We start from the raw sequence: 16336 nt of genomic DNA, 5'->3' as shown, positions 1-16336 counted from the left end.
CCGTAGGCCCGTGTCGGCACGGCCCCCGTCCAGGGCACCGCCCCGAGCCCGGTGACGTGCTGGAGCGGCCCCGCTGCAGGGAGATACACCCCCTGCCCCCACCGCTCGCCCGCTCGCGGCGGGACCCTGCAGAGGGCCGGTGGGGGGGCAGCGGGGTCCTTTCTCAGACCGGCGCGAGGAGGGACAGCAGCAGGTAGGCCACCGCGGCCGAGGGCAACAGGGAGTCCAGGCGGTCCATGATCCCGCCGTGGCCGGGCAGCAGATTGCCCATGTCCTTGATGCCGAGGTCGCGCTTGATCAGCGACTCTCCCAGGTCGCCGACGGTGGACGACACGGCCAGCGCGGCACCGAAGACCAGGCCGCTCCACCACGGTCCGCCCAGCCACAGCACGACGAAGGGCGTGGCCATGAGCATGCAGGCCACCACCGACCCGGCCATGCCTTCCCAGGACTTCTTCGGGCTTATCGATGGCGCCATGGCGTGCTTGCCGAAGAGGACCCCCGCAGCGTAGCCCCCGACGTCGCTGGCGATGACGGTGGCGATGAACGCCAGCACCCGCACGGCACCGTCGTCCGGCACCAGGAGCAGGACGGCGAAACCCGCCAGCAGTGGCACGTAGAGCGCGACCAGGACACCGGAGGCGGCGTCCTTCAGGTACCCGGCCGGCCCGTGGCCCAGCCGCCAGAGCACCACGGCGAGCGCGGTGAGCAGGAACCCGACGACCAGCCCGGTGGGCCCCCGGCTCCAGGCCAGGCCCTCCATGACGAGCGTCCCGAGGAGGAGCGGGACCAGCGGCGGACTGAACCGGCCGGCACCGAGCGCCCGGGTGAGCTCCACGACCGCGACCAGGATCGCGGTGACGAGGACTGCCAGGAAGGCGGGGCGCCAGACGAAGAGCGACGCCACGATGACGGCGACCAGGCCGACCCCCACGCCGATCGCGGCACGCAGGTCGCGCCCGGCACGGCCCCCGGCGGGTCGCTCGGTCGTGGCCAGCTCACCCACCTCGAGCGGTGACGGCATCGCCGTCGACGTGGGCTGGTCGGTCGACGCGGGAAGGTCGTCGGCGGGCCGCGGCGGCGGGGCGGGGCGGTCACCGACGATCGGCACCGGGCCGGTGTCGTCGTCCTCCCGGTCGTTCCGCCCTGGGCGTTCGTTCCGCTCCGGGCGTTCGTTCCGCTCCGGGCGCTCGTCTCGCCCCGGGCGCTCGTCTCGCCCCGGGCGTTCGTTCCGCCCCGGGCGGTGTGACCAGGCGGGGCCGGAGCGACCGAGGGTGCCCGACGACTGCGCCGCTCCCGAGCCGTAGCGGGGCAACGGCTCGGTGCCCGGCCCGGAGCTCCCGGGACGGTCGGCGGCGGAGGGGGTCGTCATGGGCGGACGGGGCCGTCGGGGTCAGACCTCGAGCAGCTCGGTCTCCTTGTTCTTCATCGCCTCGTCGATGCCGTGGACGTGCTGCTCGGTGAGGTGGTCGAGCTCCTTCTCCGCGCGGCGCACGTCGTCCTCGCCGGCCTCGCCGTCCTTGGCGATGCGGTCGAGCTCGTCCTTGGCCCGGCGGCGGATGTTGCGGATCGCGACCTTGGCGTCCTCGCCCTTGGCGCGTGCCTGCTTCACCAGGTCGCGGCGCCGCTCCTCGGTGAGCTGCGGGAAGACCACGCGGAGGATCTGGCCGTCGTTGGTGGGGTTCACGCCGAGGTCGCTGTCGCGAATGGCCTTCTCGATGGCCGACAGCTGGCTCATGTCGTAGGGCTTGATGACGGCCATGCGCGCCTCGGGCACGGTGATCGACGCCATCTGCGGCACCGGGGTGTAGGCGCCGTAGTAGTCGACCATGATCTTGTTGAACATCGAGGGTGCCGCCCGGCCGGTGCGCACCGAGCCGAGGTCCTCGCGGGCGACGGACAGGGCCTTGTCCATCCGCTCCTCGGCATCGAGCAGGGTGTCGTCGATCACGGGTCTTCCCTCCATCGGCGGCCCGGCTCGAGCGGCCGTCGGCTCAACTGGTTGTCGTCCTTGCGTGCTGCCCGGTCAGTCCACGCTCACGCGGGCTGGCTGATCAGCGTGCCGATCCTCTCACCTGCGGTCGCTCTGGCGATGTTGCCGTCACGCAGCAGGTTGAACACGACGATGGGCATCTGGTTGTCCATGCAGAGGCTGATCGCCGTGGCGTCGGCGACCTTGAGCTGCTTGGCCAGCACCGTCGCGTAGTCCAGGTCGTCGTACATGATGGCGTCGGGGTTGGTGCGCGGGTCGTCGTCGTAGACGCCGTCGACACCGTTCTTGCCCATGAGCAGCACCTGGCACTCGATCTCCAGGGCGCGCTGGGCGGCCACGGTGTCGGTGGAGAAGTAGGGCATGCCGGCTCCGGCCCCGAAGATGACCAGCCGGCCCTTCTCGAGGTGCCGGATCGCCTTGCGCGGGATGTAGGGCTCGGCCACCTGGCCCATCGTGATCGCGGACTGCACGCGGGTCTCCAGGCCGGCCTTCTCGCAGAAGTCCTGCAGGGCCAGGCAGTTCATGACCGTGCCGAGCATGCCCATGTAGTCGGCCTTGGTGCGGTCCATGCCGGCCAGGCTGAGCTCCGCGCCACGGAAGAAGTTGCCCCCGCCCATGACCACCGCGACCTGGGTGCCCTTGGCGACGACCTCGGCCAGCTGCTCGGCGATGCCGCGGACGATGTCGGCGTCGACGCCGACATTCCCCCCGCCGAAGGTCTCGCCGGAGAGCTTGAGCAGCACCCGCTGATAGCCGCTGCCGTCAGCCGGCTGGAAGGCGGTGGGAGCGGACAGCGGAGGTGTGGTGTCGGTCAACGCGTCATCCCTTGCTCGACTTCAGTTGTCTGATCCTGCCGCATGGACGAACGGCCCCGCTCCCGGGACGGGAGCGGGGCCGAACGCGACATGCTGGAGCGGCCACCCTTCAGGGTCCCGCGCCGAGCCTGCGGGGCGTGGGGGGAAGGGTGGTCCTTCTGCTCAGGCCTGGCCGACCTCGAAGCGGGCGAACCGCTCGACGGTCATGCCGACCTCGTCGACGATCTGCTTCACCGTGCGCTTGGGCTCGGTGATCGACGGCTGCTCGAGCAGGACGAAGTCCTTGTAGAAGGCGTTGACCCGACCCTCGACGATCTTGGTGATCGCCTGCTCGGGCTTGCCCTCCTCCTTGGCCGTCTGCTCGGCGACGCGACGCTCGGTCTCGACCGCCTCGGCGGAGACCTCCTCGCGGGTGAGGAAGCGTGGGCGTGCGGCGGCGATGTGCATCGCCAGGCTGCGCGCGGCCTCCTCGGAACCGCCGCTGTACTGCACCGCGACACCGATGGCCGGGGGCAGGTCGGTGGCCCGCTTGTGCAGGTAGGTCGCGGTGGTGCCCTCGAAGACGGCGAACCGGCTGAGCACGAGCTTCTCGCCGATGCGGGCGGACTCGGACTCGACCAGGGCGGCGACGGTCTGGCCGTCGACGTCCGTGGCGAGCAGCGCGTCGACGTCGGCCGGCTTCTGGGCCAGGACGATGTCGAGCAGACGGTCGGCGAGCTTCACGAAGTCGGCGTTCTTGGCGACGAAGTCGGTCTCGCAGTCGAGCTCGAGCAGTGCGCCGTCCTTGCTGACGACGACCCCGTTCGTGGTGGAGCGCTCGAGGCGCTTGCCGACGTCCTTGGCGCCCTTGACGCGCAGCAGCTCGACGGCCTTGTCGTAGTCGCCGTCGGCCTCGGTGAGCGCCTTCTTGCAGTCCATCATGCCGGCGCCGGTGGCGTCGCGGAGACGCTTGACGTCGGCTGCGGTGAACTCAGCCATGTCACTTCCTCTGTGGTCTGGGGGTGGTGCGAAAAGACGTGGTGCGGACGTGCCGGGGCGCCGCCCCCGCTACGCGGGGACGGCGCCGGACATCAGCCGTTCTGAGCGCCCTGGGTGCCGGTGCTCGTGTCGCCGGTGGCGGGGACGCCCTCGACCGGGGCGACCTCCTCCGCAGTGACCGCGGGCGGCTCGGCCGGGGTCTCGGGCAGCGGGGTGGCGGTCGCGTCCGCGGCGGGGGCCGCAGCGGCGTCGCCACCGGTCAGGAGCTCGCGCTCCCAGTCGGCCAGCGGCTCGCCGGCACCGACGGCGGGCTCGGCGGCCTCGCCACGCCCTGCGTCGGCCTGCGCCGCGGAGCGGGCCATGAGGCCCTCGGCGACGGCGTCGGCGATGACGCGGGTCAGCACGGTGATGCTGCGGATCGCGTCGTCGTTACCCGGGATCTTGTAGTCGACCTCGTCGGGGTCGCAGTTGGTGTCGAGGATCGCCACCACCGGGATGTTGAGCTTGCGGGCCTCGCCGACGGCGATGTGCTCCTTCTTGGTGTCCACGATCCAGACGGCGCTGGGCACCTTCTGCATGTCGCGGATACCGCCGAGGCTGCGCTCCAGCTTGCCCTTCTCGCGGCTGAGGACCAGCTGCTCCTTCTTGGAGAGGCTGACCAGCGCGCCGGTCTGCTCGAGGTCCTCGAGCTCCTTGAGGCGCTGCAGGCGCTTGTGCACGGTCTGGAAGTTGGTGAGCATGCCGCCCAGCCAGCGCTGGTTGACGTAGGGCATGCCGACGCGGGTGGCCTGCTCGGCGACGACTTCCTGCGCCTGGCGCTTGGTGCCGACGAACAGGATCGAGCCGCCGTGGGCGACCGTCTGCTTGACGAACTCGTAGGCGTTGTCGATGTACCCGAGCGTCTGCTGCAGGTCGATGATGTAGATGCCGTTGCGCTCGGTGAAGATGAACCGCTTCATCTTCGGGTTCCAGCGGCGGGTCTGGTGCCCGAAGTGCACGCCGCTGTCGAGCAGCTGCTTCATGCTGACGACTGCCATTGCAGCCTCTCTGTGTCCGCGCGGCCGGAGCCGCGCTCGTCTCGGTTCGTCGCGGGCACCGGGTGGTGCACCGCCCTGGCGTCCGGCCGCGCCACATCCCCGGCGGTTGCCCGTCGGGACCGAGGTGGCGACTGCCCCGCCGAATGCGGCGGGAAGAGGACGCGCGAAGTCGACCCATCGGTTCGGGTCGCACCGGACAGCATACGCGAGGCCGGGCGCTGCTCTCCCCAGCGGTGGCGGCCGTCCACAGATGCGTCCGGACCACCCTCCGACGGCGGGCTCCGAGCCAGCGTGCCCCATGCCCTCCCGCGCTCTGGCCCTCCTCCTGCTCTGCGTCGGCCTCGCCGTGCTGCCGGCATCCGCGGCGGCCGAGCCGGTAGCCGTGGCGCGCGCCCTCTCCGTGGCCGGCAGTGCGTGGGGACCACCGCTGGACGGCGACCTGACGGTGACCCGCCCCTTCGACCGACTCCCCCATCCCTACGCCGCCGGTCACCGTGGGGTCGACCTGCACGGCCCGCCGCACGCTCCGGTGCTCGCGGCCGGCGACGGCGTGGTGGTCTTCGCGGGCATGGTGGCCGGCCGCCCGGTGGTGAGCATCGACCACGCGGGCGGACTCCGGACGACGTACGAGCCGGTCGACCCGTCCATCGCGGCCGGCCAGCCCGTCAGCCGGGGCTCTCCCATCGGGACCTTGGCCATCGGCCACGCCGGGTGCCCGGTCCAGGCCTGCCTGCACTGGGGGCTGCGTCGCGGCGGGACCTACCTCGACCCGTTGACGCTGCTGCGGCCGCCGCGCGTGCGTCTCCTGCCTATGGGCTGACCAGCCCGGCGCCGAGCGCCGACTGGAGGACGAGCCGGGCCACGACCCAGCGGTCCTTGCCGATCCGTCGGGTGCGCTCGAACCCGTGTCGCTCGAACAACGAGACGGTGCTGTTGTGCAGGAAGGAGCTGGAGACCTTCCGGCCCTCGACGTCCTCGGGGTAGCTCTCCACGAGTCCACCGCCGAGTCGCGCGATCTCCTGCAGGGCCCCGTCGAGTGCCGCCGACGCGACGCCGCGGCGCCGGTCCCCGCGGTCGACGAAGAAGCAGGTGATGCGCCAGTCCGGAAGGGTGCTCGGTCCGGCCGTGTAGGCCTTGCGGTGCTTGATCCGGGGCAACTCGTCCGTGGGGCCGAACTGGCACCAGCCGACGCAGTCGGCGCCGTCGTACACCAGTGCCGCGTGCGCCTGGCCTTCGCGGACCAGCGACTCCTTGTCCCTGCGGTTGTCGGCGGCGGTCTTCGGTCCGCCCTCGCGCTGGGGGTGGAAGGCCATGCACCAGCAGCCGCCCCACACGCCGTTGTGGCTCTCCACGAGGCGGGCGACGTCCGGCCACGTCGTGGCGTCGAGCGATCTCGCGACCAGGCCGGTCACGCTTCCCGCTCCTCCCGACGGATGGGTTCGGCGCACAGCGCCGGCACGACGGGCAGCGCCGCCGCGCGAGCCCGGGCCTCTGCGACCCGGCCGGCCAGCCCGGCCCCGATCATGCGCGCGAGATCCGACGTGGGCACGACCCGACGCTATCGGGCGAAGCCGGGCATGTCGTCGGGCGATGTCGGCGGGCTCCGTGCGCCGATGCGGCACGCCCCTGCTTTCCTCGCACCTGCTCCTCGGGGCGTCGCTATGGTCGGCCGATGGGATGGCGTCGCTCGCGCAGCTCCGAGCCCCACGCCGACCTGCGGCTCCTCATCGAACGCTTCGGCTGGGCGGTGGAGCACGTCCGCGTACCGAGAAGGTCGACGGGGACGCCGTCGTCCTACACCGTCGGGCTCACCGCGGCCGGCCATCCCGAGATCGTGGTGCTGGGGCTGCCGGCCCCGGTCGCCCAGGACTTCCTGAACGCCGTCGCCGAGCAGGTCCGCGCGGGTGGCTCCTACCGCCCCGGACAGCGCACCGGAGAGTTCACCGACGAGGACGGCCCCGTGGTCTTCCTCCGGGTCGAGGACACCGGCGGCCTGGCGTCGGCGCGGGACGTCTACGGCTCGGTCGAGGCTCTGCAACTGGTCTGGCCGGACTCCACCGGCCGCCTGCCGTGGCAGCCCGGGTACCGGAACGCCCCCGGCGTGCAGCCGCTGCTCGGTCAGGTGCCGTGAGCCGGCTGCCACCCCTCGCGGTCAGGCGGTGACCCGGACTCCGCGTTCGGGCACCATCAGCGGGCGGCTGGGGGCCGGCCCGGCGCGACGGTCTGCGGCCCTGCGGTCGCAGCGGGCGCGCAGCAGCCGCACGCCTTCTCGACGGCGCTGATGTCGCCGCTGGGGCCGGGTGGGTAGCAGCCCTCGCCGCGCCACGCCTCGACGCCCTCCCGGACCGCGACGGCGGCGATGATCAGGCCGGCGATCGGATCCGCCCAGCCCCACCCCAGTGTCGCGTTGAGCAGCAGGCCGACGAGCAGCACCGCTGACAGATAGGTGCACAGCAGCGTCTGGGTGGAGTCGGCTACGACCGCGGAGGAGCCGAGAGCACGGCCGGTGCGCCGCTGCGCCCAGGACAGGAACGGCATGACGAGCAGCGAGGCGGTCGCGAGTGCGATGCCGACCGGCGAGGGCTCGGGGTCACCGCCGAGGAAGAGTGCCCGGAGGGATTCCACGGTCACGTAGGCGGCGAGGGCGAAGAACGAGAGCGCCATGAGCCGCAGCGCCTGCCGCTCCCGGGACTCAGGCAGCCGGTGCCGGAACTGCCACAGGATGATCAACCCGCTGGAGACCTCGACGACCGAGTCGAGGCCGAATCCGATCAGGGCGACCGATCCCGCGGCGACACCGGCGGCGACCGCGATGATCGCCTCGACGACGTTGTAGGTGACGGACGCACCGGCCAGCAGCCGGGCGCGGCGGCCCAGCCGGGTGCGCTGGGCCGCCGTCAGACCGGGGTGCGCGTGGGTGGCGATCATCGGCCGGCCGCCTCGCCGTAGGCCGGGCAGAGGGCGACGGCGTCGCCGGTGACCGCGAGCAGCCGCTCGGCAGCAGCGAGCAGGTCGAGCAGTTCGGGGGCGGTGGCCAACGACCACATCGACGCGCGACCCTGCGGGCGGGAGACGGCCAGGCCGCAGTCGCGCAGGCACGCCAGGTGCGCCGAGACCGTGGACTGCGCCAGCCCGAGGTGGGACGTGAGGTCGGCGACCTTGTGCTCGCCCAGTGCGAGGTGCCGCAGGATCGCCAGGCGGGCGGGATCGCCGAGGCTGCGGAACATGCACGCCGCCGCGGACAGCGCGGCGGACTCGTTCACCGCCGGTTCCGCGGCACGCTGGGGTTCGGACATCTGCATCGCCACGCGGCGATGATAGCCACAACTGCCGATACTTCTGATGGCGAATCGACGCCGAGACCGCACGGCGCCGCCGATGGCGACGAGCGAACTGCCCGGAGGCGGAAGATGGGGAGTCGACCGTCCCGGTGTCAGGCGATGTCGGCGAGCTTGGTGCGCAGGTGCAGCACGGCCTTGGTGTGCAGCTGGCAGATGCGACTCTCGGTCACGCCCAGCACCCGCCCGATGTCGGCCAGCGTGAGCCCCTCGAAGTAGTAGAGGCTGACGACGACCTTCTCGCGCTCGGGCAGCTGCTCGACGGCGCGGGCGAGCAGCTGGCGAGCCTCGCCGTGCTCGGCCATGGCCTGCGGGTCGAGGGCACTGGAGTCCTGGAGGGTGTCGCCGAGACGCGGCGAGCCGCCGCCGTCGTCGTCGGTGAGCAGCTCGTCGAGGGCGACCACGTTGACCAGGGACAGCTGGCCGAGGAACTTGCGGATGTCCTCGACGTCCATGTCCATCTCGGCCGCGACCTCTTCATCGGTCGGGGTGCGGTGCAGCCTGGCCTCGAGCTCGGCGACGGTGCGCTCGAACTGGCGGGCCTTCATGCGCACCGACCGCGGGATCCAGTCGGTGTTGCGCAGCTCGTCGATGATCGCGCCGCGGATCCGCGCCATCGCGTAGCTCTCGAACTTGACCTCGCGGGTGGGCTCGAAGCGGGTGATCGCGTCGATGAGACCGAAGGTGCCGTAGGAGACCAGGTCGGCCTGCTCGACGTGCGCGGGCAGGCCGCTGCCCACCCGGCCGGCGACGTACTTCACCAGGGGCGCGTAGTGGAGGATCAGCCGGTCCCGCAGCCCGGGGTCACGGTCGGCGACGTAGTCGGCCCACAGCTGGGCCAGCAAGGCGTCCGCGTCATCGTGGGAATCGTCGTACTCGTCCAGCCGGTGGATGGTCGCCTCAGGCACGGTCGCGCTCCTCGGTACTGGTGGTCGGTCCTGCCCTGTGGTCCTGCCCCGTTGCAGCCACTGCCGTTTCGTATCGGCAGGCGGCCACCCTCTCAGGCGCGGGGATGCGCTTGCGCATGGACCGCACGGAGCCGCTCGACCGTCACGTGCGTGTAGATCTGGGTCGTCGCGAGGCTAGCGTGGCCGAGCAACTCCTGGACCGAGCGCAGGTCGGCGCCGCCCTCCAGCACATGGGTGGCCGCGGAGTGCCGCAGGCCGTGCGGTCCGATGTCGGGCGCTCCGTCCGTGCCGGCGACGGCTGCGTGGACGGTCCGCCGGACCTCGCGGGGATCGAGCCGGCGGCCGCGCGCGCCCAGCAGCAGGGCCGGCCCAGAGTCGGGCGTGGCCAGCGCAGGCCGGCCACGGGTCAGCCAGGCGTCCAGGGCGCACTCGGCCGGGACGCCGTAGGGCACGCTGCGCTCCTTGCTCCCCTTCCCGAGGACGCGGAGCAGCCGTCGACCGCGGTCCACGTCGTCGACGTCGAGGCCGACGAGCTCGCTGACCCGGATTCCGCTCGCGTAGAGCAGCTCCAGCACCACCGCGTCGCGCAGCCCGATCGGCTCGTCGGCGCCGGAGGTCGACTCGACGACCGCGCGCGCCTGGTCCGGGGCGAGCACCCCGGGCAGCGTGCGGTGCGCCTTCGGGCTGACCAGCCGCAGGCCGGCGTCCTCCGGCGTGAGCCCGGCACGACGCAGCCAGGCCGTGAACGACCGGGCGGACGCCGCGTGTCGGGCGATCGTCGCGCGGGTGTGCCCCCGGGTGCGGCCCTGGGCCAGCCAGCTGCGCAGCGTGGCGAGGTCGAGGTCGTGTGCCTGCGCGCCTCCGCGCCGGGAGAGGTGGTCCAGCAGACCGACCGCGTCCGTCACGTAGCCGCGAACGGTGTGGTCGGACAGGTCACGCTGGGTGCGCAGGTGGTCCTCGTACCCTTCCAGGGCAGCGGCCAGCGCTGACGGCAGCGCCGCCCGCACGTCTGCTGTCCCCGCGGCCACCCGGGAACCGTCCGACGGCGCTCCCCCGACCGTCAAGCCGCCGCGCCGGGACCTCCCTTCCGCCCGGACGGTGGCGCCACCCGCCACCCGGTGCCGGTCCACTCCACGAGGTCGGCCAGTTCCAGGACCGGCAGCACTCTCAGGACCTCGAGGACGTCGCAGCCGGCGATGGCGGCCAGCCGCTCGGGGCTCGCGCCGGCGCGGACCGGGCAGGCGTCCAGGACGCGGGCCGCCAGGTCACCGAGCCCGTCCCGGAGCGACGTGGGTCCCACCACCGGCGGGGCGAGGTCGTCGCCGATCCGCCCGACAGCCTGGACGACCTGTGCTGCAGAGGTCACCAGGACCGCCTGGAGGTTCTCGTCGCGCAGCAGCTCATGGCACCCCACACTCATCGCGCTCGTGACGGGGCCGGGCACGACCAGGACCTGACGGCCGAGGTCCTGGGCGCGACGTGCCGTCGCCTGGGCACCGGAGCGCGCGGCGGCCTCCACGACGACGGTTCCCCTCGTCAGCGCGGCGATCAGCCGGTTGCGGACGAGGAAGCGGTGGCGCAGTGGCGCGCAGCCCGGCGGCCATTCGCTGACCAGGAGCCCGGTCTCGGCGATGCGGTGGAAGAGCGCGCCGTGGGCCGCGGGATAGGGCCGGTCGACGCCGCAGGCCAGGACGGCCAGGGTCGGCGCTCCGGCTGCCAAGGCCCCCCGATGGGCCGCGGCATCGATGCCGAAGGCCCCGCCCGAGACGACGGTCCACGCACGCTCGCCGAGCTGGTGCCCCAGCTCGGCGGCCACGTGCTCGCCGTACGCGGTCGATGCCCGCGACCCCACGATCGCCACCGACCGGTCGACCAGCTCGTCCAGCCGCGCCGGTCCGCGCACCCACAGCGCGAGCGGCGGTACGGGGGCCTTGGTGCGGTCGGACTGGTTCGCCGGCTCCCGTGGCTCGGCGCTCACCGCCAGGGTGAGCGCGTGCAGCGGCAGCGCCGGCCACTCGTCGTCCTCGGGGACCACGAGCCGGGCGCCGCAGCGCTCGGCCCGCGTCAGGTCGGCCAGGGTCGCGTCCTGCTCCGCCCGGGCCCCGACCAGCGACCGGATCCGCTCCGGCGCCCGGCCCGAACGCAGCCGGCGGACGGCCTCCACCGGGCCGACGTCCTCGACGTAGCGCCAGAAGTCGATCGTGCCGGGCTCGACGGCCCGGCTCAGCCAGGCACGGGCCCGGCGCAGGCCCAGACCGGCGGGCAGGCCGACCCCGGCAGCCGCGGCCTCCTCGAGATCCTCGTCGAGGCTCATGCCGCCACCCGCTGCAGGCGCATGCCGAGGGCCTCGGCCACCTCGTCGGGACCGGGCACGGCGCGTCCGGCCAGGTCGCACAACGTCCATGCCACGCGCAGGACCCGGTCGAACCCGCGGACCGACAGTGCCCCCCGCTCCAGGGCCCGCTCGACCAGCCCGAGGGAGGAGCGCGGCACCGCCCACCGCTCCCGCAGCAGCCGCCCGGGGACCTGGCTGTTGACCGTGAAGCCGGTGCCCGTCAGCCGCTCCCCCGCCGCGCCCCGTGCGGCGGCCACCCGCCGGGCCACCTCGGCCGTCGTCTCCGGCGCCTCCAGCCCGTCCAGCCACGCGGCCCTCGTGACCGGTGGCAGGTCGACCCGCAGATCGATCCGGTCCAGCAACGGCCCCGACAGACGGGACCGGTAGCGCCGCCGCTCCAGCGGACTGCAGGTGCAGGCGGTGTCGCCGGCGGCGCTCGCGCAAGGACAGGGATTGGCAGCCAGCACCAGCTGGGCCCGGCAGGGGAACGTGGCCGATCCGGCCGCGCGCTGGATCGTCACCTGGCCGCGCTCGAGCGGCTGCCGCAGCGTGTCGAGCACCGCGCGAGGGAACTCGGGTGCCTCGTCCAGGAAGAGGACGCCGCGATGGGCCCGGCAGACCGCGCCGGGCCGGATCTGGCCCGAGCCGCCGCCGATGAGGGCAGCCATGGTGGCGGAGTGGTGGGGCGCCTCGAACGTCGGCCGGGTGACCAGCGGCGCCCCTGGCGGCAGCGTGCCCGCCACGGAGTGGATGGCCGTCACCTCCAGCGCGGCCTGCTCGTCCAGCGGCGGCAGGAGGCCGGGCAGGCGTTCCGCGAGCATGGTCTTGCCCGCTCCCGGTGGGCCGGCGAGGAGCAGGTGGTGCCCGCCCGCGGCCGCTACCTCGACGGCCCGCCGCCCCGCCGCCTGGCCGACGACGTCGCCGAGGTCGGGTGGGAGTGGAGGCTCGGGCAGCGGCCCCCGGACGTGCGGACTCAGCCGCGTGCGCCCGGCCAGGTGGGCGAGGACCTCCCCGAGCGTGCGCGCCGCGAGCACCTCGACGCTGTCGACCAGCGCGGCTTCCTCGGCGTTGGCGGCGGGGACGACCACCTGGGCGTGGCCGGCCCGGGCCGCCGCCAGAACCGCGGGCAGCACCCCGCGGATGCCGCGCACCGATCCGTCCAGCCCCAGTTCGCCCAGGAGGACCAGCCGGTCGACGGACTCCGGCGACACCGTCCCGGACGCCGCGAGAACCGCCGCGGCCAGGGCCAGGTCGAAGCCGCTCCCCTGCTTCGGCATCGAGGCCGGCGAGAGGCCGATCGTGATCCGCCGCTGCGGAAAGCTCGCACCTGCGTTCACGACCGCGGCGCGCACGCGGTCCACCGACTGACGCACCACCGCGTCCGGCAGGCCGACGAGCGCGACGTGCGGCACGCCGTTGGCCATGTCGACCTCGACCTCGACCATGGCGCCGTGCACGCCTGCCAGGCCGACCGACCAGGTGCGGGCGAGGGTCACAGGAAGGCCGCCCGGATGTGCGTGACGAGCGCCGGACGGGAAGGACGGACCAGGACTCCCACGACGTCGAAGCGCAGTTCGGGCGCGTGCTCGTCGTGGGCGGCCAGCCAGCGGTGGGCCAGCGTGCGCAGCCGCCGCTGCTTCGCCGAGGTGACCGCCTCGACGGGATGGCCGTAGCCGACCCCCCGCCTTGTCTTCACCTCGCAGAAGACCAGGGCGTCGTGCTCACGGGCGACGAGGTCGAGCTCGCCCTCGCGACAGCGCCAGTTGCGGTCGATGACGAGGAACCCGAGGTCGCTCAGGAAGGCAGCGGCGATCCGCTCGCCACGGAGGCCGAGGTCGGTAGTGGTGGACACGGATCGACCCTGGCCGGTCCGGTGGCCCCCGGACAGGAGGCCACCGGATCTGTGGAGAGCGGATCGCCCTGTGGACTACCCCGGTCAGGAATCCGCGGCGGTCATGCCTCGACGGAGGTGCGGACGTCGCAGTCGACTCCGGTATCGGTTCCGCTGCCACCCTGGCAGACGTCGCGCGCGGGCCCGGGCACCTGCACTCCCGGCGGCGGAGGCGGCGAGTCGGGCGCCAACTCGCCCGCGAGGAAGTCGCTTCCCGAGCCGCCCAGGAGCACATCGGCGTCGAAGCCGCCCGCGACGAAATCGTTCCCTGAGCCGGCATCGATCTCGTCCCGACCGAAGCCCCCCTGAATGGCGTCGTCGCCGGATCCACCGGATCCGACGTCGTTGCCGACGGCCAGCGCGAGGAAGTCGTTGCCGGACCCACCGGACACCCGGTCGTTCCCGGGGCCGGACAGCACCTCGTCGTCCCCGGAGCCGGCGTCGATCACGTCGTGGCCGCCGGCAGCTCCGACGTTGCCGAAGAAGGTCGACGTGTCGCCGAGGATCAGGTCGTTCCCGGATCCCGCGTGGATCACGTCGTCGCCCAGCCGGGCGCAGATGGCGTCAGGTCCGCTGGTGCCCTGGATGACCTCGGAGCGGTTGGTCCCGATGATCACGTTGTACTCGCTGAGGTCGATGTCCGGCGGCACCGCGCAGTCCGCCGGGATCTCCGGCGGCGCGGCCGTCGCCGGTGTCACGACCAGCAGGGGCGCGGCGATGACGGTGACGCTGAGCAGGACTCGTGATGCGCGCATGGGATTTCCCTTCGGCGGGCGGGCGCAGTGCCCGGACGCTAGGGAGCCTCGTGTAGCTCCGACAATCGGATCCTCCACGGATGACGCCGGCGCCCCGGGGCACGCGGATGAGGACCACACCGTGCAGTCGGACCGCTCCAGCACGTGACCAACGCCGTCGAGGCCGCTCAGGTGATCCGCGGGTTCTCCGGCAGCTCGAGGTCGGGCTTGTCGAGCTCCTCGACGTTGACGTCCTTGAATGTCAGCACCCGCACGTTCCGCACGAAGCGCGCGGGCCGGTACATGTCCCAGACCCAGGCGTCGGACAGCTTCAGCTCGAAGTAGACCTCTCCGCCGGCCTCGCGGACCTGGAGGTCGACCGAGTTGGCCAGGTAGAACCGCCGCTCGGTCTCCACCACGTAGGTGAACTGGCGGACGATGTCCCGGTACTCGCGATAGAGCTGCAGCTCCATCTCGGTCTCGTACTTCTCGAGATCCTCGGTGCTCATCGAACCTCTCCGGGCACTGGACTCATGGCCCCATCATCGACCATCCCACCGGAGCCGGTCAGCTGGGCCGCCCGCGCGGCGTACGAGTCACGCGCGCTGCGGACGTTGACGAACCGCATCCGGTGCTCGGGACAGGGGCCGTGCCGCTCCAGGGCGGCGCTGTGCACGTCGGTGATGTAGCCCTTGTGGCCCGCGAAGTCGTACTGCGGCCACTTCTCGTGCAGCTCGAGCATCATCCCGTCCCGGGTGACCTTCGCCAGCACCGAGGCCGCGGCGACGCACGCGGCCACCCGGTCCCCCTTCCACACCGCCAGGCCCGGCCTGGCCATGCCGGGCACGGGAAAGCCGTCGGTGAGGACGTAGTCCGGCGAGGGGTCCAGTGCGCTGACGGCCCGCCGCAGCGCCTCAATGTTGGTGACGTGCATGCCGCGGGCGTCCAGCTCGTCGACGGGGATGACGACCACCGACCAGGCCAGTGCCCGGTCGACGACCTCGGCGTAGACCCGTTCCCGCACGGCCGCGGTGAGGAGCTTGGAGTCGGCGAGGCCGGGGACCCGGCCCCGACGGCCGGACGGGAGGACGCATGCGGCGGCCACGAGCGGACCGGCACAGGCCCCGCGACCCGCCTCGTCGGCGCCGGCGACGACCTCGAACCCGCGACGGCGCAGGGAACGCTCCATGTCCCAGAGCGAGTCGGGGCGGTCCTCCTCGGCGATCGTGCGCCGGACACGCACGGCCGGGCTCGACGTGGAGTGGGTGGATCGGGAGGCCATCGCGCTCCGACAGTACGACGGCTCGACCGGCGCACGACGACCGGACACCGCCGGAACGGCAGAACGGGCCGCCCCCGGATGGGGCCGGCCCGTTCTGCCGGAGGAAGCGCCGTGGAGTCAGAGCTCGGCGAGCCCCATGTCGGGGCTGGACACCTCGGCCTCCGCCGGGGCGGCGGAGGACAGGCCGTGGGCACCACAGGTGCAGCCGGGCTGCCGGTTGGACAGCACCAGGGAGACCGCGTGCGCCCGGTCGCGGGCACCCAGCTTGCGCAGGATGGCCTTGACGTGGGACTTGACGGTGTCCTCGCTGATGAAGAGGTTCCGCCCGATCTGCCGGTTGGACTGGCCCAGCAGCAGCTCGTCGAGCACGTCGGACTCGCGCCGGGTCAGGGGCACCTCCGGCGTGAAGGGCTTGGCGGCCGGCACGGCCGACGGCTCGACCCGGCGGATCTGCGGGTCGACGACCGTCCGGCCCGCACGAGCGGCCAGGATCGCCCAGCCGAGCAGCGTCGGCGAGGTGTTGATCATCAGGTAGCCACGGATGCCCGCGGCGATCGCCTCGTTCACGATCGCCGGGTCCTCGGACGTGGCCAGTGCCACGATCGCGACACGGGGGAAGCGGCGCCGCAGGTCGCGGCAGGCGTTGAGGGTCGCGGCGCGGCCGGAGCCGAGCTCGACGACGACGGCGTCGGGACGGGCCGACTCGACCAGCGTGAGGGCGCGGCGCAGTTCGCCGGGCGTACCCACCGATTGCATGCCGGCCGTCTCGTTGATCATGCTGACCAGACCGCGACGCAGGACGGGCGCGTCAGCGAGGAGGAGCACGCGGGTGACCCCGCGGGCGTTGCTCGCCATAGGTGCAGACACAACTGACTCCGTTTCGACTCCGGGAACTTGCAATGTCTCCATCGGAAGGGTGAAACGGTTACTTGAACACTTTCTCGACAATTTCTTGATTGGTATCAGCAGCGGCGCAATGGCGGCGGCGTGACCCCACGCGTAACACGAGAACGGTCGTGATGGGG

20 protein-coding genes are annotated in these 16336 nt (G+C 72.8%); 2 read left to right on the top strand and 18 right to left on the bottom strand.

Going from position 1 to position 16336, the window contains the following annotated elements:
* Positions 1–163 precede the first annotated feature (163 nt).
* The 5 genes from FHU33_RS06240 to rpsB form a co-directional block, all read right to left on the bottom strand.
* Positions 164–1372: a phosphatidate cytidylyltransferase gene (locus FHU33_RS06240; protein ID WP_142024563.1), complete on the bottom strand. Its 1209-nt coding sequence runs from the start codon at positions 1370–1372 to the stop codon at positions 164–166.
* Positions 1373–1393: 21 nt separating this feature from the next.
* The gene (gene frr, locus FHU33_RS06235) at positions 1394–1951 is read right to left on the bottom strand and encodes a ribosome recycling factor (protein WP_142024562.1); all 558 of its coding nucleotides are present in this window, start codon (positions 1949–1951) and stop codon (positions 1394–1396) included.
* Between the two features lie 86 nt (positions 1952–2037).
* Positions 2038–2808 carry a UMP kinase gene (gene pyrH, locus FHU33_RS06230; protein WP_425456760.1) on the bottom strand — a complete coding sequence of 257 codons (771 nt, stop codon included), beginning with the start codon at positions 2806–2808 and terminating at the stop codon, positions 2038–2040.
* A 162-nt stretch (positions 2809–2970) separates the two neighbouring features.
* Positions 2971–3786 carry a translation elongation factor Ts gene (tsf, locus tag FHU33_RS06225; RefSeq protein WP_142024561.1) on the bottom strand — a complete coding sequence of 272 codons (816 nt, stop codon included), beginning with the start codon at positions 3784–3786 and terminating at the stop codon, positions 2971–2973.
* Between the two features lie 92 nt (positions 3787–3878).
* On the bottom strand, positions 3879–4823 hold the full coding sequence (gene rpsB / locus FHU33_RS06220; RefSeq protein WP_142024560.1) for a 30S ribosomal protein S2: 945 nt from the start codon (positions 4821–4823) through the stop codon (positions 3879–3881).
* A 298-nt stretch (positions 4824–5121) separates the two neighbouring features.
* On the opposite strand from rpsB, the gene FHU33_RS06215 reads away from it, so the two are divergent.
* Complete coding sequence (locus tag FHU33_RS06215) at positions 5122–5643, top strand: M23 family metallopeptidase (protein WP_142024559.1); 522 nt, start codon at positions 5122–5124, stop codon at positions 5641–5643.
* Here the strand turns inward: FHU33_RS06215 and FHU33_RS06210 are convergent.
* Together FHU33_RS06210 and FHU33_RS24840 are read right to left on the bottom strand one after the other, a co-directional pair.
* A complete protein-coding gene (locus tag FHU33_RS06210) occupies positions 5633–6235 on the bottom strand; it encodes a GNAT family N-acetyltransferase (RefSeq protein ID WP_142024558.1) in 603 nt (200 codons plus the stop codon). The genes FHU33_RS06215 and FHU33_RS06210 overlap by 11 nt on opposite strands.
* Positions 6232–6372, bottom strand: a complete 141-nt coding sequence (locus FHU33_RS24840; RefSeq protein WP_170182335.1) for a hypothetical protein — start codon at positions 6370–6372, stop codon at positions 6232–6234. The genes FHU33_RS06210 and FHU33_RS24840 overlap by 4 nt, the downstream gene beginning before the upstream one ends.
* 123 nt (positions 6373–6495) lie before the next feature.
* On the opposite strand from FHU33_RS24840, the gene FHU33_RS06205 reads away from it, so the two are divergent.
* Positions 6496–6954 (top strand): DUF4262 domain-containing protein, encoded by a 459-nt coding sequence (locus FHU33_RS06205; protein ID WP_142024557.1) that lies wholly within the window; start codon positions 6496–6498, stop codon positions 6952–6954.
* Between the two features lie 56 nt (positions 6955–7010).
* Here the strand turns inward: FHU33_RS06205 and FHU33_RS06200 are convergent, their stop codons facing one another.
* The 11 genes from FHU33_RS06200 to FHU33_RS06150 all read right to left on the bottom strand — a co-directional run bounded on the left by FHU33_RS06200 (position 7011) and on the right by FHU33_RS06150 (position 16178).
* Entirely contained in the window at positions 7011–7751 is a 741-nt protein-coding gene (locus FHU33_RS06200) for a cation diffusion facilitator family transporter (protein ID WP_142024556.1), read from the bottom strand.
* Complete coding sequence (locus FHU33_RS06195) at positions 7748–8125, bottom strand: ArsR/SmtB family transcription factor (RefSeq protein WP_211355224.1); 378 nt, start codon at positions 8123–8125, stop codon at positions 7748–7750. The genes FHU33_RS06200 and FHU33_RS06195 overlap by 4 nt, the downstream gene beginning before the upstream one ends.
* Before the next feature lie 131 nt (positions 8126–8256).
* A complete protein-coding gene (whiG, locus tag FHU33_RS06190) occupies positions 8257–9069 on the bottom strand; it encodes an RNA polymerase sigma factor WhiG (protein ID WP_142024555.1) in 813 nt (270 codons plus the stop codon).
* 92 nt (positions 9070–9161) lie between these two features.
* On the bottom strand, positions 9162–10097 hold the full coding sequence (locus FHU33_RS06185) for a tyrosine recombinase XerC (RefSeq protein WP_142024554.1): 936 nt from the start codon (positions 10095–10097) through the stop codon (positions 9162–9164).
* A 32-nt stretch (positions 10098–10129) separates the two neighbouring features.
* Complete coding sequence (gene dprA / locus FHU33_RS06180) at positions 10130–11383, bottom strand: DNA-processing protein DprA (protein WP_142024553.1); 1254 nt, start codon at positions 11381–11383, stop codon at positions 10130–10132.
* Positions 11380–12900 (bottom strand): YifB family Mg chelatase-like AAA ATPase, encoded by a 1521-nt coding sequence (locus FHU33_RS06175; RefSeq protein ID WP_142024552.1) that lies wholly within the window; start codon positions 12898–12900, stop codon positions 11380–11382. Before FHU33_RS06175 ends, dprA begins: the two co-directional genes overlap by 4 nt.
* Entirely contained in the window at positions 12897–13256 is a 360-nt protein-coding gene (locus FHU33_RS06170) for a YraN family protein (RefSeq protein ID WP_142024551.1), read from the bottom strand. Before FHU33_RS06170 ends, FHU33_RS06175 begins: the two co-directional genes overlap by 4 nt.
* 101 nt (positions 13257–13357) lie before the next feature.
* The gene (locus FHU33_RS06165) at positions 13358–14050 is read right to left on the bottom strand and encodes a calcium-binding protein (protein WP_142024550.1); all 693 of its coding nucleotides are present in this window, start codon (positions 14048–14050) and stop codon (positions 13358–13360) included.
* A gap of 167 nt (positions 14051–14217) precedes the next feature.
* Positions 14218–14538, bottom strand: coding sequence for a DUF2469 domain-containing protein (locus FHU33_RS06160; protein ID WP_092196408.1), 321 nt, complete (start codon positions 14536–14538; stop codon positions 14218–14220).
* A complete protein-coding gene (locus tag FHU33_RS06155; protein WP_142024549.1) occupies positions 14535–15311 on the bottom strand; it encodes a ribonuclease HII in 777 nt (258 codons plus the stop codon). The genes FHU33_RS06160 and FHU33_RS06155 overlap by 4 nt, the downstream gene beginning before the upstream one ends.
* A gap of 117 nt (positions 15312–15428) precedes the next feature.
* Positions 15429–16178: a LuxR C-terminal-related transcriptional regulator gene (locus tag FHU33_RS06150; RefSeq protein ID WP_246063326.1), complete on the bottom strand. Its 750-nt coding sequence runs from the start codon at positions 16176–16178 to the stop codon at positions 15429–15431.
* Positions 16179–16336: the final 158 nt, after the last annotated feature.

Origin of the sequence: Blastococcus colisei (genome assembly GCF_006717095.1) — a bacterium.
GTDB lineage: Bacteria > Actinomycetota > Actinomycetes > Mycobacteriales > Geodermatophilaceae > Blastococcus_B > Blastococcus_B colisei.
Note: the sequence above shows the minus strand (reverse complement) of the source record. Positions and strands in the feature narration are given on the sequence as shown.

What these genes read in the sequence shown, in the direction of transcription:
- FHU33_RS06240 (WP_142024563.1), bottom strand. Translation starts at nt 1,372, where the DNA reads ATGACGACCCCCTCCGCCGCCGACCGTCCCGGGAGCTCCGGGCCGGGC.
- tsf (WP_142024561.1), bottom strand. Translation starts at nt 3,786, where the DNA reads ATGGCTGAGTTCACCGCAGCCGACGTCAAGCGTCTCCGCGACGCCACC.
- rpsB (WP_142024560.1), bottom strand. Translation starts at nt 4,823, where the DNA reads ATGGCAGTCGTCAGCATGAAGCAGCTGCTCGACAGCGGCGTGCACTTC.
- FHU33_RS06215 (WP_142024559.1), top strand. Translation starts at nt 5,122, where the DNA reads ATGCCCTCCCGCGCTCTGGCCCTCCTCCTGCTCTGCGTCGGCCTCGCC.
- FHU33_RS06205 (WP_142024557.1), top strand. Translation starts at nt 6,496, where the DNA reads ATGGGATGGCGTCGCTCGCGCAGCTCCGAGCCCCACGCCGACCTGCGG.
- FHU33_RS06200 (WP_142024556.1), bottom strand. Translation starts at nt 7,751, where the DNA reads ATGATCGCCACCCACGCGCACCCCGGTCTGACGGCGGCCCAGCGCACC.
- FHU33_RS06195 (WP_211355224.1), bottom strand. Translation starts at nt 8,125, where the DNA reads ATGCAGATGTCCGAACCCCAGCGTGCCGCGGAACCGGCGGTGAACGAG.
- dprA (WP_142024553.1), bottom strand. Translation starts at nt 11,383, where the DNA reads ATGAGCCTCGACGAGGATCTCGAGGAGGCCGCGGCTGCCGGGGTCGGC.
- FHU33_RS06165 (WP_142024550.1), bottom strand. Translation starts at nt 14,050, where the DNA reads ATGCGCGCATCACGAGTCCTGCTCAGCGTCACCGTCATCGCCGCGCCC.
- FHU33_RS06160 (WP_092196408.1), bottom strand. Translation starts at nt 14,538, where the DNA reads ATGAGCACCGAGGATCTCGAGAAGTACGAGACCGAGATGGAGCTGCAG.
- FHU33_RS06155 (WP_142024549.1), bottom strand. Translation starts at nt 15,311, where the DNA reads ATGGCCTCCCGATCCACCCACTCCACGTCGAGCCCGGCCGTGCGTGTC.